General features: G+C 67.8%; 15 protein-coding genes. 13 read left to right on the top strand and 2 right to left on the bottom strand.

Annotated features, from left to right (window positions below):
• Together ccsA and U4Z64_RS32770 are read left to right on the top strand one after the other, a co-directional pair.
• On the top strand, positions 1-232 hold a 232-nt coding region (ccsA, locus tag U4Z64_RS32775; protein WP_321822151.1), incomplete at its 5' end, for a cytochrome c biogenesis protein CcsA.
• 135 nt (positions 233-367) lie between these two features.
• A complete protein-coding gene (locus U4Z64_RS32770; RefSeq protein ID WP_124523912.1) occupies positions 368-877 on the top strand; it encodes a DUF1269 domain-containing protein in 510 nt (169 codons plus the stop codon).
• A 157-nt stretch (positions 878-1,034) separates the two neighbouring features.
• On the opposite strand, the gene U4Z64_RS32765 is transcribed toward U4Z64_RS32770, so the two are convergent.
• Complete coding sequence (locus U4Z64_RS32765) at positions 1,035-1,673, bottom strand: lytic transglycosylase domain-containing protein (RefSeq protein ID WP_044849148.1); 639 nt, start codon at positions 1,671-1,673, stop codon at positions 1,035-1,037.
• Between the two features lie 531 nt (positions 1,674-2,204).
• Between U4Z64_RS32765 and U4Z64_RS32760 the strand changes: the two genes are divergently transcribed.
• Positions 2,205-2,984: a response regulator transcription factor gene (locus U4Z64_RS32760; protein ID WP_321822150.1), complete on the top strand. Its 780-nt coding sequence runs from the start codon at positions 2,205-2,207 to the stop codon at positions 2,982-2,984.
• 13 nt (positions 2,985-2,997) lie between these two features.
• On the opposite strand, the gene U4Z64_RS32755 is transcribed toward U4Z64_RS32760, so the two are convergent.
• A complete protein-coding gene (locus U4Z64_RS32755) occupies positions 2,998-4,116 on the bottom strand; it encodes an ATP-binding protein (RefSeq protein ID WP_321822149.1) in 1,119 nt (372 codons plus the stop codon).
• 697 nt (positions 4,117-4,813) lie between these two features.
• Here U4Z64_RS32755 and U4Z64_RS32750 point away from each other — a divergent pair.
• The 10 genes from U4Z64_RS32750 (at position 4,814) to U4Z64_RS32705 (ending at position 14,708) form a co-directional block, all read left to right on the top strand.
• On the top strand, positions 4,814-5,461 hold the full coding sequence (locus tag U4Z64_RS32750; RefSeq protein WP_374692802.1) for an SCO family protein: 648 nt from the start codon (positions 4,814-4,816) through the stop codon (positions 5,459-5,461).
• A gap of 29 nt (positions 5,462-5,490) precedes the next feature.
• Positions 5,491-6,165, top strand: coding sequence for a response regulator (locus tag U4Z64_RS32745; RefSeq protein ID WP_124571829.1), 675 nt, complete (start codon positions 5,491-5,493; stop codon positions 6,163-6,165).
• Positions 6,166-6,381: 216 nt separating this feature from the next.
• Positions 6,382-6,798, top strand: a complete 417-nt coding sequence (gene gspG / locus U4Z64_RS32740) for a type II secretion system major pseudopilin GspG (protein ID WP_257776050.1) — start codon at positions 6,382-6,384, stop codon at positions 6,796-6,798.
• Between the two features lie 56 nt (positions 6,799-6,854).
• Positions 6,855-8,057, top strand: coding sequence for a type II secretion system F family protein (locus U4Z64_RS32735; RefSeq protein ID WP_321822148.1), 1,203 nt, complete (start codon positions 6,855-6,857; stop codon positions 8,055-8,057).
• Positions 8,058-8,074: 17 nt separating this feature from the next.
• Positions 8,075-9,793, top strand: coding sequence for a GspE/PulE family protein (locus tag U4Z64_RS32730; protein WP_321822147.1), 1,719 nt, complete (start codon positions 8,075-8,077; stop codon positions 9,791-9,793).
• The gene (locus tag U4Z64_RS32725; protein ID WP_321822146.1) at positions 9,774-10,649 is read left to right on the top strand and encodes a hypothetical protein; all 876 of its coding nucleotides are present in this window, start codon (positions 9,774-9,776) and stop codon (positions 10,647-10,649) included. Before U4Z64_RS32730 ends, U4Z64_RS32725 begins: the two co-directional genes overlap by 20 nt.
• Complete coding sequence (locus tag U4Z64_RS32720; RefSeq protein WP_044849141.1) at positions 10,646-11,176, top strand: membrane protein; 531 nt, start codon at positions 10,646-10,648, stop codon at positions 11,174-11,176. The genes U4Z64_RS32725 and U4Z64_RS32720 overlap by 4 nt, the downstream gene beginning before the upstream one ends.
• Positions 11,173-11,739 (top strand): hypothetical protein, encoded by a 567-nt coding sequence (locus tag U4Z64_RS32715; protein ID WP_321822145.1) that lies wholly within the window; start codon positions 11,173-11,175, stop codon positions 11,737-11,739. Before U4Z64_RS32720 ends, U4Z64_RS32715 begins: the two co-directional genes overlap by 4 nt.
• On the top strand, positions 11,736-12,365 hold the full coding sequence (locus U4Z64_RS32710; RefSeq protein ID WP_321822144.1) for a hypothetical protein: 630 nt from the start codon (positions 11,736-11,738) through the stop codon (positions 12,363-12,365). Before U4Z64_RS32715 ends, U4Z64_RS32710 begins: the two co-directional genes overlap by 4 nt.
• The gene (locus tag U4Z64_RS32705) at positions 12,366-14,708 is read left to right on the top strand and encodes a type IV pilus secretin PilQ (protein WP_321822143.1); all 2,343 of its coding nucleotides are present in this window, start codon (positions 12,366-12,368) and stop codon (positions 14,706-14,708) included.
• The last annotated feature ends 1 nt before the right edge of the window (position 14,709 follow it).

The following is a 14,709-nucleotide window of genomic DNA, read 5'->3' as shown; positions in this document are numbered from 1 at the left end:
CGCGCTGTGGGCTGCGGAAGCATGGGGCGGCTACTGGAGTTGGGACCCGAAGGAAACCTGGGCGCTGATCGTGTGGCTCAACTACGCGGCCTGGCTGCACATGCGCCTGATGAAGGGCCTGCGCGGCGCCGTTGCCGCCTGGTGGGCGCTCACCGGCCTGCTCGTGACGACGTTCGCGTTCCTCGGCGTCAACATGTTCCTGTCGGGGCTGCACAGCTACGGGCAACTCTGACGCATGCGCGGCGTTGCCTACCATGTTCTACCCATGCACTTCGGCGAGCATTACCCCTACCCGCCGCCGGCGTGCCGGACCAGAATGTCCGAACGAGCATCGCCGCATTCCGGATGCGACGCAGGAGGAGCTGCCATGAGACGCGTCTATTTTCTGTTGCCGACGGCGCAATGCGCGCGGTCGATCGTCGGCGAGCTGCTGTCGCTGCGAATCGAGTGGCGACATATCCATTGCCTCGCGAATCACGATGTCTGGCGCGACGACTTGCCGGAAGCCACGCTGGTGCAACGCAGCGACCTGCTGCCGTCGCTCGCGCGCGGCACCGCGGTCGGCTCCGCGACCGGCATGCTGATGGGGCTGATCCTGCTGCTGGTCCAGCCCGCGGGTTTGCCGATCGGCGGCGGCATCGTCGTGGCGATCACGCTGTTCGGCGCGGCCTTCGGCGCATGGGTGGCGACGATGATCGGCATCGACATGCCGAGCACGCGCCTGAAGCGTTTCGAGGAGGGCATCGAGCATGGCGAGCTGCTGATGATGATCGACGTGCCGACCGACCGCGTTCGCGAGATCGAAGACGCGATCAGGCTTCACCATAGGGATGCGCATCTGCAGGGAGAGGATCCGACTGTCCCGGCATTTCCATGAGTGGCGGGGCGGGCCGAATGCCGGCCGCTACGGCGCTACACGTTGCCGGACGCCATCGCTTTATGGCGCCCGGCAGCGCGCCGTGCGCACGCTGCCGGCAGCGTTGCCGCGCGCAGGCTGCCGCGGGTCGCGCGTGTTGCGCGTTTTTCAGCGTTTTTCAATTCGCGGCGAGCAGCCGCTTGTAGCGCGCGAGCACGCGCGGCACGTACTCGCGCGTCTGCGGCATCGCCGGGATGCGATACCCGGCCCGAATCACGGCATTCTCTCCGGCGTTGTACGCAGCGAGCGTGAGTTCGACGTTTTCCTTGAACAGGTCGAGCAGGAAGCGCAGATACCGTGCGCCGGTCAGCACGTTGGCGCGCGGATCGAACATGTCGCCGCCCGAGAAGCGCCGGGCCGTTTCCGGCATCAGTTGCATGAGCCCGAGCGCGCCTTTGTCCGATACCGCCTTCGGGTTGTATCCCGATTCGACGTCGATCACGGCGCGCAGGAGTTCGGGCGGAACATTGAACGACCGGCTCGCCTCGGCGATCACGTCCTCGAACGACGACGCGACGACGTGTTTCGGCGCGACACGCTTCGTCGTGGATGCGGCCGGCCTGGCGGCCGGCCTCGCGGCCGCGACGATCACCTTCAGATTGACCGTGGTGGGCACGTTGGTCAGGACGATGACCCCGTTCTTCGCCACCATGCCGAATATCTGCGCGTGAGCGGCGCACGACCATGCCGAGCCGATTCCCGCGCATGCTGCGACGATGATGGTCTTTCGTAATCCGGACGAAGGTTGGCAGTGCATCTTTCAGGCCTCCTGCATCTGCATTTTCGTGGCCGGGTGTTCGCATCGGCAATGGGGCATCCTCCTACAATTCGATGCCGGAAGAGACGCGCCGCGCGGCGCTGCAAAACTGTTACACAAGTAATCGCCGGTAGGATCCGGTAATCCGGCGAAGTTGACGATCCTTACGCGCAACAGTTGTTTTCTGCTCGATGCAACCGGGGATGCAGAAGAAATCGATTCGCGCGCGGCGAAAGCGATCGGATAGTCCCGCCATCCGTAGTCTTACTGATGCGACGCACCACCCCGAAACGATTCACGCCTGAAACATTCCCGTCGTCGCACGACGTTTCCGCAGATGCATGCCCGGCGCGGGCGCTCGCGCGCGGCGCGGTGGCGCGATCCTTGCTCGGACGAGGAGCGTGGCCAATCGCTCGCGAGGCGGGCCACCAGACCGGACCGAGGAAATCATCAGAAAGGGCGTCCGGCACCGTGCAACCGAGGCATCGATGTCCAACGGGGGTGCAAGCGCGGGAACACTTGGGGGAAGTCGTGAATACTAAATATCGCGTGATAATTGCAGAAGATCACGATCTGCTGAGAAACGGGCTCCGGTCGATGCTTTGCGCACAAGGCGATTACGAAGTCGTCGGCGAAGCGCGGGACGGCAAGGAGGCATGCCATCAGGCAATGACGCTCGCGCCGGACCTGATCCTGATGGATCTGTCGATGCGCGGGATGAACGGCATCGATGCGAGCGCGACGATCAAGCGTCGAACGCCGGCCGTCCGGATCGTCGCGCTCACGGTGCACCAGAGCGAAGAGTATGTGCGCGAGGCGCTGCGCGCGGGTGTCGACGGCTACGTGCTCAAGGACGTTTCGTTCGACGAATTGCTGCTCGCGATGCGCATGGTCATGCAGGGGAAGAAGCACCTGAGTGCCGACGTGTACGGCTACATGGTCGACTCGTTCGTCAGCGGTCGCGAAATGCCCGCGCCGAAAAAGGCGTGGGACATCCTGACCGCACGCGAACGCAGCGTGCTGAAACTGATTGCGGAAGGACGCACCAACCGGCAGGTCGGTCAGTACCTGAACCTGAGTCCGAAGACGATCGAGAAGTACCGGGCGAGCATGATGCACAAGCTCCATCTCGCGAATCTGACGGAGCTGGTGCTTGTCGCGATGAACATGGGTCTGTTGACGACACTCGCGGCGAAATGCGCGGAGCCGAACGTGGACGAGGTGTCGACGCACGCAGTCGCCGACGGCGTGCAGGCGGCAGGCGCCGTCGCGCGGCTGGACGACTATCCGGCGGGCGGCGTGAAGGGCTGAGCGCGGCTGCGCGTCAGAGCGGCCAGGTTGCCGAGACGCGCGTGCCCGTCGCGGCGGACGACTGGATCGCAAACGTGCCGCCGTGCGCCTCGATGCGGTGCTGCATGCCGATCAGGCCGAGCCCGGCCGTGCGCGCGTCGTCCGTCGAAAGCGGGCGACGTTCGTAGCCGACGCCGTCGTCGTCGATCGTCAGCAACAGGCTGCCGGCATCGTGTTGCAGGCTGAGCACGATCTCGGTGGCCTGTGCATGCTTGACGATGTTGTGGAGTGCCTCCTGCGCGACTCTGAACGCGTCGGCCTTCAGATGATCCGGTATGTCGTCGTCGTCGACGTCGCAATTGAACTCCACCGACAGCGGGTCCGCGTCGCGCTCGATGCGCCGGCACAGCGAAGCGAGCGCGGCCGGCAGTCCGAGCTTGTCGAGTATCGGCGGCCTCAATTCGCCGCAGATCTGGCGGACTTCGCCGATCGTCTCGCGAATGCGCAGCACGGCGTCGTCGAGCAGCGTCGTCGCGTCCGCGATCTCGCCGCGGCGAATGCGCATGAGCGCGTCCTCGTTCATCAGCTTGATGAGCGTCAGCGCCTGGCCGAGCCCGTCGTGCAATTCCGCGGCAAGCCGATGCCGTTCCTTCTGCTGGCCCATCAGGAGATAGGTGTTGCAGGCGTGCACGCCCGCATCGTTCGCCGCGGCGCCGCGCCGTTCGGGCTCGGGCGTCGACGGTTCCTCGAACAGCGTCAGCGACAGGTGCGTGTCGGGAAGGGCCTGCTGATGTACGACGAATCGCGCGGGATGGCCGCTTCGCCCGCTGAGCATCGCAGTGAACGAATGATGCTGAAGGGCGACGCTCGTCGATAGCTCGCTCGCCAGCTCGGCGTGGGCGTCGTCGGGCGCCAGGTCGGACAGATGCCGGCCGACGAGTTCGGCGGCCGTGTAGCCGAACAGCGCCGCGGCACTGCGATTGACCGATACGAAGGTGCCGTCGTCGGCGAGAATGGCGAGCGCCGCTCCACGCGCATCGGTGACGACAGCACTGCGGCGATCATCGGGACGCACCGCGCTGCGCAGCTTGCGCATCGCATCGATCAGATCGAGCAGCCTGATCCGTGGTCCTTCCGGCTGGCGTTCAGTCATGGTAGCTCCCGAAGCGCAGTTTTCAGGAAACCGTAAGGTTTCGGTCATTCTAGGACGTGACCGACTCGGCCCGCAACATGGGGATTTCGCGCGTACGTCTTGGGGGAATACCTTCCGTATGCAACGGGAAATCCCGCCAAGCGGGCATGTCCTACCGGCCTTTGGGGGGCGTCATCCCATGACGCTCGCGACCGGATTCATGACACTTCAGTGGCGGGGCACGGAATTGTCCGCTGCCTGGGCGCGTCTCAGGGAGGCTGGTATGAACAGGATCGGAAGATCGACGATGGGCGCACTCGTGGTCGCGGGCGTTGCGCTTGCCGCGACGCCCGCGTGGTGTGCACCCGATGGCAGCGCGATCGAGAACGCCGGCGGTGCGGCCGCGGAAAACGCCGCCGCGAGCACGAGCGTCACGGAGAATGGTGCGCCGGATGCCGTCGAGAGCATGACGGGAATGACCATGCAGAACGGTGGCGAAGATCCCGCCGGAAACACCGCCGACAGCGCGGCGACGCACGCCGCGGAGCCCGCGATGCAGCCCGCCGCGGAGCAGGCGATGGAGCCCGCCACCGAACCCGCGATGCAGCCCGCCGCAGGGCACGCGATGCAGCCCGCCGCAGGGCACGCGATGGAGTCCGCAACCGAACCCGCGATGCAGCCCGCCGCGGAGCAGGCGACGGAGCCCGCAACCGAGCCCATGACGCAGCCCGCCGCGGCGCCCGCCAACGATAGCCCCGCCGCACCCGCACCGGCCGCACCCGCCGCAAAACCGGCGGACAAGGCCGCCTCGCAGATGACCGACGGCGCGACCGAAGCCGCCGGCATGCACATGCATCACGCCGTGATGCCGGGCACCGTGCACACGATGGTCCAGTATGCCGAGCCGTCGGTCCAGCTCGTGCGCGACGACGGCCGGACCGTCTCGCTGGTCAAGGAACTGGACGACGGCCGGCCGGTGATCCTGACCTTCATCTACACCAGTTGCACGACCATCTGCCCGATGATCAGCCAGACGCTCGAGCAGCTGCAGGGTGAACTCGGCGCCGATCGCGACAAGGTGCACATCATGTCGATCTCGATCGATCCCGAGGCGGACACGCCCGAGCGGCTCAGGACCTACGCGGCACGCTTCGAAGCCGGCCCCGAATGGCAGCACTACACCGGTACCGTCGATGCGAGCGTCGCCGCGCAACGCGCGTTCAACGTGTATCGCGGCGACAAGATGAACCACACGCCGGTGACGTTCGTGCGGGCCGCGCCGGGCCAGCCGTGGCTGCGTATCGACGGCTTCGCGACGCCGACCGAGCTGCTCGCGGCCTATCGCGATGTCGTTGCGTCCAACTAGGTATCGCGTCTCTGAAAGGAGCGTCGAAATTGGACAACAAGCACCGTGTGCTGATCGTCGAAGATCAGCATCTGTTGCGGGTCGGCCTGAGTCACCTGGTTTCCGAGCTGGCCGACTACTGCATCGTCGGCGCGGCGAGCGGCGGGGTCGAGGCCTGCCGTCTCGCCGAGAAGACGCGGCCCGACCTGATCCTGATGGATCTGTCCATGCCGGGCGGCAGCGGCTTCGAGGCGATCGCGACGATCAAGCGCGACGTGCCGCATGCGCGGATCATCGTCCTCACGGTTCATCGCAGCGAAGACAACGTCAGGGAAGCGTTTGCCGCCGGCGCGGACGGCTACGTGGTCAAGGATTCGCCGTTCGCCGACCTGGTGCGCGAGATGCGCTTCGTGATGCAGGGCAAGTGCGTGGTCAGCCTCGACGCCTATCGCGCCCGCGCCGGCCTGCACGGGCTGCACGACGCGAACGCGCACCGGGCGCGATTGTGGAATGCGCTGACGAATCGCGAGCGGACGGTGTTGCGTCTCGTCGTCGAGGGGCACACGAGCCGGCAGGTCGGCGAGTGCCTGAAGGTCAGCCCGAAAACGGTGGACAAGCACCGCGCCAATCTCATGCGCAAGCTCGGCGTCGTGAACCTGACCGGCCTCGTTCACTTCGCGATCGACGTCGGTGTGCTCGCGCTGAACGACGACGACCGTGTGTAAATCCCCTCCATTCGGGCAGGGCCCAACAGGGGGGGATTTACCCATGGGGATGGACGGCACTCCCTACTTCTGACCCGTACCGGCGTGAACAAGAATGCAATCAACGGCATCGGCGGCGCCGGTGCCGCGGGTCGATACAGGGAGGCAGCCGTGAGCCACGAATCGTTCTCGATCCCGGCCGGCGGGCCGCGCCGGCGGCAGCGTGACGAGCGACGCGTGTGCCGCGCGTGTGCGAGTCGCGGCTTCACGCTGCTCGAGCTGCTCGTCGTGATGGTCATCATCGGGTTGCTGGCAGGGCTCGTGGCGCCACGGTATTTCGAACAGGTCGGCAAGTCCAACGTCAAGATCGCGCGTGCGCAGATCGTGTCGCTCGGCCAGGCGCTGGATCAATACCGGCTCGACGTCGGTACCTATCCGACGACCGAGGAGGGGCTGGATGCGCTCGTGAACAAGCCGCAAAGCGCATCGCGGTGGAGCGGCCCCTATCTGCAGAAGGCCGTCCCGGTGGATCCGTGGGACCGGCCCTATCAGTATCGTTCACCGGGCGAACACGGCGACTACGACCTGTTCTCGCTCGGCAAGGACGGGCGCGGCGGCGGTACCGGCGAGAACGTGACGATCTCGTCGTGGTAGGGGCGCATGGCCGCGGTCGCGGCGCGCGTCGTGAGCAGCTCGCAAGGAGGCTCGACGTGAAATTCGTGCTGCATGTATTCGATACGAGTGGCTCGGTGCAGACGCTTCGCATCGACAGCGATTCGCCGGCGAACGCGGCCTCGCTCGCGCGTGCGCGCGGCCTTCGCGTCGTATCGGTCAGCACGGACGCCGGGCGGCAGCGGCGCGGCGCGAACCGGCTCGGCATGCCGCGTGCGCGGTTCGACGTCGACATGTTCGCGCGCGAGCTGGCGGCGCTGCTCGATGCGGGTGTCGGCCTCGTCGACGCGTTGCGCACGCTCGGCGGCAACGCGCGGCGCGAGGCGTCCGCACAGGTGTGCCGCGACCTGCTGCGGCAGCTCGAGGAAGGGCAGTCGCTGTCGGCGGCGCTCGAGCACGCGAGCCCGATCTTTCCGCCGGTGCTGGTGGCGTGCGTGAAGGCGAGCGAGCAGACCGGCGGCCTGGCCGACAGCCTGACGCGCTATTCGCACAACAGCGCGACGCTGCGCGAGTTGCGCGCGCGGGTCGTGTCGGCGGCGATCTACCCGACGGTGCTGCTGTTCGTCGGTGCGGCCGTCGTGCTGTTCCTGCTCGGCTTCGTGGTGCCGCGCTTCGCGACGCTGCTCGAACACAGCGGCCGCGAGCTGCCGCTGATGTCGCGGCTGCTGATGGCGTGGGGCGGCATGGTGCACGCGCACGGCACCGAGCTGGCCAGCGGCCTCGCGGTGCTGGCGGTGGCCGCCGGTATCGCGCTGCGGCGGCCGGCGCTGCGCATCTGGCTCGCGGATCGGCTGCTGGCGCTGCCCGGCATCGGGCAACACTTCCGCGTGTTTCGCCAGTCGCAGTTCTATCGCACGACGGCGATGCTGGTCGACGGCGGCATTCCCGCCATTCGCGCGTTCGATCTCGCACGCGGACTCGTCGGCCGCGCGGACCAGGCCGCGCTGGCGCGCGCGCTGCAGCAGGTCCGTAACGGCGCGAAGATGTCCGACGCGTTCCAGCAGGCCGGTCTCGCGAATGCGATCGGCTACCGCCTGCTGACGGTGGCCGAGAAGACCGGCGGGCTCGGGCCCGTCCTCGACCGGATCGCCGCGTTTCAGGAAGCGCAGGTGTCGCGCACGATCGACCTGATTTCGCGCCTGATCGAACCCGCGATGATGATCGTGATCGGCGTGGTGATCGGCGGCATCGTCGTGTTGATGTACATGCCGATCTTCGAGATCGCGTCGAGCATTCAGTAGCCACCCCGGAGACGCGCGTGGACACCCTCACATCCTCCCCCGACAACCCGCCCGACGCGGACGCCGAACTGCGCGACCTGCTGCGCACGCTCGGCGAACGGCACGGTTCGGGCCTGCGCGCGCTCGAGGCATTGACGGCGCAGACGGCGCTGGGTGCGGACGAGATGCGCGAGCGGCTCGCGTCGCAATTCCGGATGAAGCCGATCGGCATGCGCGAACTGAATCGCCTGCAGCCGGATTTCGAGCTGGTGCCGTTCGTCGAGGCAACGGCGCGCCTTTGCGTGTGCCTGCGCGATCCCGACGGCGGCGCGCTGCTGTTCGCGATCGCCGATCCGCTCGATGCCCGCACGCGCGGCTGGATCGAGCACCGGATGCGTGCGCACCCGGCGCTGCCGTACGGATGGGCGCTCGCGAGCGCGGGCGACCTGGGCGCCTATCTCGCCGTGCGCGAGAAGGACATCCGCGCGATGGATTCGCTCGCGTTCGACGATCCGATCCAGAGTGCGCCCGATCCGGCGTCGCTCGCGTTGACGCTGCAGGGCATCAGCAGCGACGACAGCCCGGTGGTGCGCCTGCTCAATTCGACGATCTACGACGCGCTCAAGATGCTGGCGAGCGACATCCACCTCGAATGCCGGGCGAACGGCCTGATGATCAAGTGCCGGGTCGATGGCGTGCTGACGGTGGTGGGGCGCGTCGAGGGCCGCGACGTCGCGGACCAGGTGCTGTCGCGCGTGAAGGTGATCTCCGAGCTCGATATCGCTGAGCGCCGCATTCCGCAGGACGGGCGCTTCAAGGCGATGTACGCCGGACGCGAGATCGATTTTCGCGTATCGATCATGCCGAACCAGTTCGGCGAGGACGCGGTGTTGCGGATTCTCGACCGCTACCAGCTGTCCCAGGCGTCGGGCGGCCTGACGCTCGAGGCGCTCGGATTCCAGCCCGCCGACACGCGCTTCATGCGGTCGGTCGCGTCGATGCCGTACGGCATGCTGCTCGTCACGGGCCCGACCGGCAGCGGCAAGACCACGACGCTTTATGCAATCCTCACCGAAATCAACAACGGGCTCGAGAAGATCGTGACGATCGAGGATCCGGTCGAATACCAGCTCGGCGAGATCCTGCAGATACCGGTCAACGAGGCGAAGGGCCTGACGTTCGCGCGCGGCTTGCGGTCGATCCTGCGGCACGATCCGGACAAGATCATGGTCGGCGAAATCCGCGATCCCGAAACCGCGCAGATCGCCGTGCAGGCCGCGCTGACCGGCCACCAGGTGTTCACCACCGTGCATGCGAACAACGTGTTCGACGTGATCGGCCGGTTCACGAACATGGAGGTCGATCCGTACAGCTTCGTATCGGCGCTGAACGGCGTGATCGCGCAGCGGCTGCTGCGCCAGTGCTGTCCGGACTGCCTGGACGAGGACACGGTCGACGCGGATGCGCTCGCCCGCTCGGGCATCGACCCCGACACGGCCGGCAGCTACCTGTTTCGCCGCGGTACCGGGTGCGCGATGTGCCGCGGCAGCGGCTATCGCGGCCGGCGCGCGATCGCGGAAGCGCTGCGCATGAACGACGAACTGCGGCAACTGCTGTCGGAGCGCGCGCCGCTCGGGCACATCAAGGCGGCGGCGCTGCGCTACGGCATGACGACGTTGCGCGCATCGGCGATCGACCTGGTGAGGCGCGGCGAAACGACGCTCGAGGAGATCAATCGTGTCACCATGGTCGAATGATCTGCTCGCGATCGGCGTCGGCACGCGCGAGATCGTCGTCGGCATCCGCCCGCGCGCACTGTGGCGGCCGGGCCGGCGCGGGTTCGCCGCCGATCCGCTCAGTGTCGTCATCCCCGACGAACGGTTCGGGAGCGAGACGGGGGTGCTCGACGCGCTGGCTGCCGCGCTGGCGGCGACAGCCACGACAGCCGGCAGCGACGGCAACGCGAAGCGGCCGCCCGCGCGCGGCGCGCACATCGTGCTCGACGATTTCTGGTGTTGCCATGCGATCCTGCGCGGCGACTTCCGCGCGCTGCACGCGCGCGAGCTCGAGGACATCGCGCTCGCGCATTTCTCCGACACCTACGGGGTCGCCGCCGAGTCGCTGGTCACGCGCTTCGACGTGCGGCGCGGCGGCCGTGTGCTCTTTGCCAGCGCGCTGCCGCGCACGCTGTACGACGGCATTCTCGGGACGGGCGCCGCCGGCGACGTCCGCATCCGCTGCCTGCGCGCGGGGCTTCCGGAGACGCTCGATCGGGTCGCGGTGAAGCCGGACGGCGACGCGATGCTGCTCGTCGTCGGCGAGGCGTTGCTGCAGGCGGTCATGATCGAGCGCGGCGAGTGGACCGCGTACGACGCGCAGCGCCTCTTTCCGGGCGAGTCCGGCGATGCGTCGAGGCTTGCCGAACTCGCCGAGCAGCTGTTCGAGCGCTCGGCGACGCGCACGGGCCTGACGCGCGACGACTGCAAGGTCTATCTGTCCGGCGTCGACACGGATGCCGCGCCGTTCGAGGCGCGTTTTGCCGCGGCCGTGCTGCCGGGCCGCGCGGCGCTCGACGGTTCGCCTGCGCGCCGGTTGCTGGAGTACGCATCATGAGCCGCACGCTCGACATCGATTTTTGCCGGCGCCGCGCCCGCATCGGCGTGAGCGGCGCGATCCTGCTCGGCGTCGCCGCGCTGCTGTGGGGCGCGTGCGCCGTCCGGCTCTGGCACGCGTATGCGGAGAACGATCGCATCCGGGACGCGCTGGCGCTCGTCCAGCATCGCACGTTCGCGCAACAACACGTCGTGAAGCCGCCGCCGACCGCGGCCGCGCGGCTCGCGGAAAAGCAGAGCCAGGCCGTGCTGCGCGAACTGACCGTGCCGTGGCAGACGCTCTTCTCGATCGTCGAAGACTATCCGGGCCATGACGTCGCACTGATCGGCATCGACCAGAACCCGGCACAGGGCCAGATTCGCATCACGGCCGAAGCGAAGGACCCGGACGCGATGATCGCGTACCTGAAGTATTTGCAGACGAGCGACGTGCTGCGCGAGGCGACGCTCAACGGCCACCTCGTCGAGGAGAACGTCGCGGGAAAGCCGGTGCGTTTCCAGATCACGGCCGTCTGGAGGAAATCATGAAAGCCGATCGTTTCGCGGACCGCCTGCTCACGCTTCGGTTCGCGTGGCGCCGTGCATTCGGCCTGCCGGGGCTCGCCGGGATCCTGATGCTCGGTGCCGCGGGCATCACGTATGCGGCGCTCGCCGGCGTGGAGGCCGACACGCGCGCGATGCAGGTGCCGGCGGGCGTCGTGCGCGCCGCACGCGGCCATCGTCCGGCCGACGTGCGCGGCACGGCGGCGGACGTGACGACGCTCGACACGTTGCCGGCGCTCTTTCCGCGCTTTTCGCAAAGCGCGGACGACATCGCGTCGATCTTCGAGCAGGCGCGCGACAGCCATCTGGCGCTCGGCTCCGCCGAGTACCAGATGACGACCGAGTCGGGGGCGCGCTTCACGCGCTACCAGGTGATGCTGCCCGTGAAGGATCAGTACGGCGCGATCCGGCATTTTCTCGCGTCGGTGCTGAACCACGTGCCGAACGCGGCGCTGCAGGAAATCCACGTCGAACGTCCGGCGGTGGGCAGCAGCATTCTCGACGCGCGGGTTCGTTTCGAACTCGTCTATCGGAGCGCCCAGCCATGATCTCCGCCGTCATGAAACCCGCGTCGCGCAATCGGCTCGTGCTCGTGCTGGGCTGCCTCGTCGTCGCCGGTACCGGATATCGCGTGCTGGTGGCGGCGATGCAGCAGCCGGCTCCGGCCGCTGCAAGCGGCATCGTCCATCGCGACGGTGCGCGCGTGGCGCCGGCGCCGGCACGCGCACATGTCGCGGTGGCCTCGCATGCCGCGGCGCCTGCGCCCGCGTCGTTGCCCGCGGCGCATGACGTACCCGCGCCGCATGACGCGGCGGCGACCGCGCGGGAACAGCTCGCCGCATTGCGTGCGCCCGTGTCCGTCGAAGCTGCGCACGATCCCTTCACGGCGTCGTCATGGCTGCCGCCGCCGCCCGTCGAGCCGCCGCCGCCCGAAGCGCGTCCGGCGCCGCCGACCGCGCCGCCGGTGCCGTTCATCTATCTCGGCCAGCAGGATGCCAAGTCGGCGAAGCCGCAAGTGTTTCTCGGCAACGGAGACCAGTTGCTGATCGTTTCGCCGGGCGATGTGATCGACAGCCAGTATCGCGTCGAGTCGGTGTCCGAGTCGAACGTGGTGCTCACCTATCTGCCGCTGAACCAGATCCAGATGGTGCCCATTTCAGTGGAAGGAAAGTAAATGGAAACCGTACTGACACGGGATGTGCGCCGCAACGGGGACGGCGGCCCGTCGACACGCCTTTGCTCCGTCACCCCGGCCGGTGCGCGACCCGCACCGGCGCCCCGCTGCGCGACGCAACGCGCGCTGGCGATCGCCGTGGCGCTGCTCGCGTGCGGCGGCTGCGCGCATGTGCCGAACCTCCAGGACGATCCGACCAACGCGCAGGTGAAGATCGACGCCTTGCACGAGCGCAACGACGCGGTCGCCCAGCTGCTCGACAACGCGGACGCGTTTCGTCAGCAGAACGAATTCGACGATGCGGCGCGCTCCGTCTACATGGCGAAGCAGCTCGATCCGACCAGCGAGCGCGCGCGCCGGATCGGCGCGATGATCGACCAGGACCGCAAGCATCTCGCGATCCTGCAGGAAGCGGACCGCATGATGAAGCGCGGTTCGTACGCGCAGGCCGCCGAACGCGTGCATCGTGTGCTGGTCGAGGATCCGGCCAACGCGATGGCGACGCGGATGCAGGCGGAACTCGACGAAAAGCGCCGCCAGCAACACGCGGACCGCGACGACAAGCTCGCGGCGTCGTCGATCATGCGCACGCCGGTGTCGCTGCAGTTCCGCGACGCGAACGTGCGGATGGTGTTCGAGGCCTTGTCGCGGACGTCCGGGCTGAACGTCATTTTCGATCGCGACGTGCGCGCCGACCTGAAGACGACGATCTTCGTGCAGAACGCGTCGCTGCAGGACACGGTCGACATGATCCTGTTGCAGAACCAGCTCGACAAGAAGCAGATGAATGCGAACACGCTGTTCATCTACCCGGCGACGCCGGCCAAGGAGCTCGAATACCAGGAGCTCAAGGTGCGCACGTTCCAGCTGTCGAACGTCGATGCGAAGCAGATCCAGTCGCTGCTGAAGAGCCTGCTGAAGGTGAAGGAGGCCGTGATCGACGAGCGCGCGAACTCGGTGACGATCCGCGGCACGCCGGACACGATCAAGGTCGCCGAGGAAATGATCACCGCCCAGGACTTGCCGGAGCCGGAGGTGATGCTCGAGGTCGAGGTGCTGGAGGTATCGCACGACCGGATATCGCAACTCGGCATCAACTGGCCGAACTCGTTTACGGTGTCGACGCCGAGCTCGGCCGATACCTGGGGCGTGCTGCATCATCTGCCGATCAATGCGCTGAACGTGAGCGGCCTGTCGGCCACCGCGGACTTCAAGCTGACCGACACCGACGCGAACCTGCTCGCGAGCCCGCGCATCCGCGCGCGCAACAAGGAGAAGGCGCGCATCATGATCGGCGACAAGGTGCCGGTGATTTCGAGCTCGAGCACGCCGAGCACCAGCGGCCCGTCGTTTACGCAGATGATCCAGTACCTCGACGTGGGCATCAAGCTCGAGGTCGAGCCGCAGGTTTATCGCGACGGCGACGTCGGCATCAAGCTGAATCTCGAAGTCAGCAACATCACCAACACGATCTCGAGCGGCAACTCGCAGGGGCTGAGCTCGCTCGCGTATCAGATCGGCACGCGCAGTGCGTCCACCAGCCTGCGGCTTCGGGACGGCGAAACGCAGATCATGGGCGGCCTGATTTCGGACGAGGACCGCCGCAACGCGAACAAGGTGCCGGGTCTCGGCCAGTTGCCGGTGCTCGGCCGCCTGTTCTCGGATCACGGCGGCGATCACAAGAAGACCGAGATCGTGCTGCAGATCACGCCGCATATCGTCCGTCCGCAGGTTGCGGCGGATGCGGACACGCAGGAAGTGTGGTCGGGCACCGACGTCAACGTGCATGCCGACCAGCTGCGACTCGACCCGGTGGCGCTGAATGCGGAGGCGCCCGCGGCGACGGACGCGAAGGCGCCGGCGGCGCCAGAGGCGAAGGCACCCGCGGCGCCGGAGGCGAAGGTCGTTCCGGGCAGCGTGGGCGGCGGGACGTCGGGCGGCGCGGTGCCGTCGCCGCTGGAGGCCGCGGCGAACCGTGCGCAGCCATCGCCGCAGAGCGGCGCGTTCGGGCAGCTGCCGGCCGCACCGCGCACGACGCCGCCGCCCGACCCGTACGGCGGGCGGTTTTCGAGGTCTCAGCCGGGATTGCCCGCGCCGGCCCCCGGGGCTGCCGCGGCGGAGCAGCCGGCTGGCGGCGCGGCGCAGGCGGCCGCGCCGGCGGGCAATGAAGCGGCGCCCGCGCCGGGCACCACCGTGACGCCGGTTGCGTCGCCGGCACCGGCCGAGCAGGCGGCCGCGGCGGCCAATGCGCCGGCCGCCGCGCCGGCGGCGCCCGCTCCGACGCTGCAGATGCCGGCGGGCGATATCCCGAACGAAAACCCGCTTCGCCCGATCGGGAAGTGAG

Source organism: Burkholderia sp. BCC1996 (assembly GCF_905339955.1).
In the GTDB taxonomy this organism is placed as follows: Bacteria; Pseudomonadota; Gammaproteobacteria; order Burkholderiales; family Burkholderiaceae; genus Burkholderia.
Note: the sequence above shows the minus strand (reverse complement) of the source record. Positions and strands in the feature narration are given on the sequence as shown.

What these genes read in the sequence shown, in the direction of transcription:
- U4Z64_RS32770 (WP_124523912.1), top strand. Translation starts at nt 368, where the DNA reads ATGAGACGCGTCTATTTTCTGTTGCCGACGGCGCAATGCGCGCGGTCG.
- U4Z64_RS32765 (WP_044849148.1), bottom strand. Translation starts at nt 1,673, where the DNA reads ATGCACTGCCAACCTTCGTCCGGATTACGAAAGACCATCATCGTCGCA.
- U4Z64_RS32755 (WP_321822149.1), bottom strand. Translation starts at nt 4,116, where the DNA reads ATGACTGAACGCCAGCCGGAAGGACCACGGATCAGGCTGCTCGATCTG.
- U4Z64_RS32750 (WP_374692802.1), top strand. Translation starts at nt 4,814, where the DNA reads ATGACGCAGCCCGCCGCGGCGCCCGCCAACGATAGCCCCGCCGCACCC.
- U4Z64_RS32720 (WP_044849141.1), top strand. Translation starts at nt 10,646, where the DNA reads ATGAGCCGCACGCTCGACATCGATTTTTGCCGGCGCCGCGCCCGCATC.
- U4Z64_RS32715 (WP_321822145.1), top strand. Translation starts at nt 11,173, where the DNA reads ATGAAAGCCGATCGTTTCGCGGACCGCCTGCTCACGCTTCGGTTCGCG.
- U4Z64_RS32710 (WP_321822144.1), top strand. Translation starts at nt 11,736, where the DNA reads ATGATCTCCGCCGTCATGAAACCCGCGTCGCGCAATCGGCTCGTGCTC.
- U4Z64_RS32705 (WP_321822143.1), top strand. Translation starts at nt 12,366, where the DNA reads ATGGAAACCGTACTGACACGGGATGTGCGCCGCAACGGGGACGGCGGC.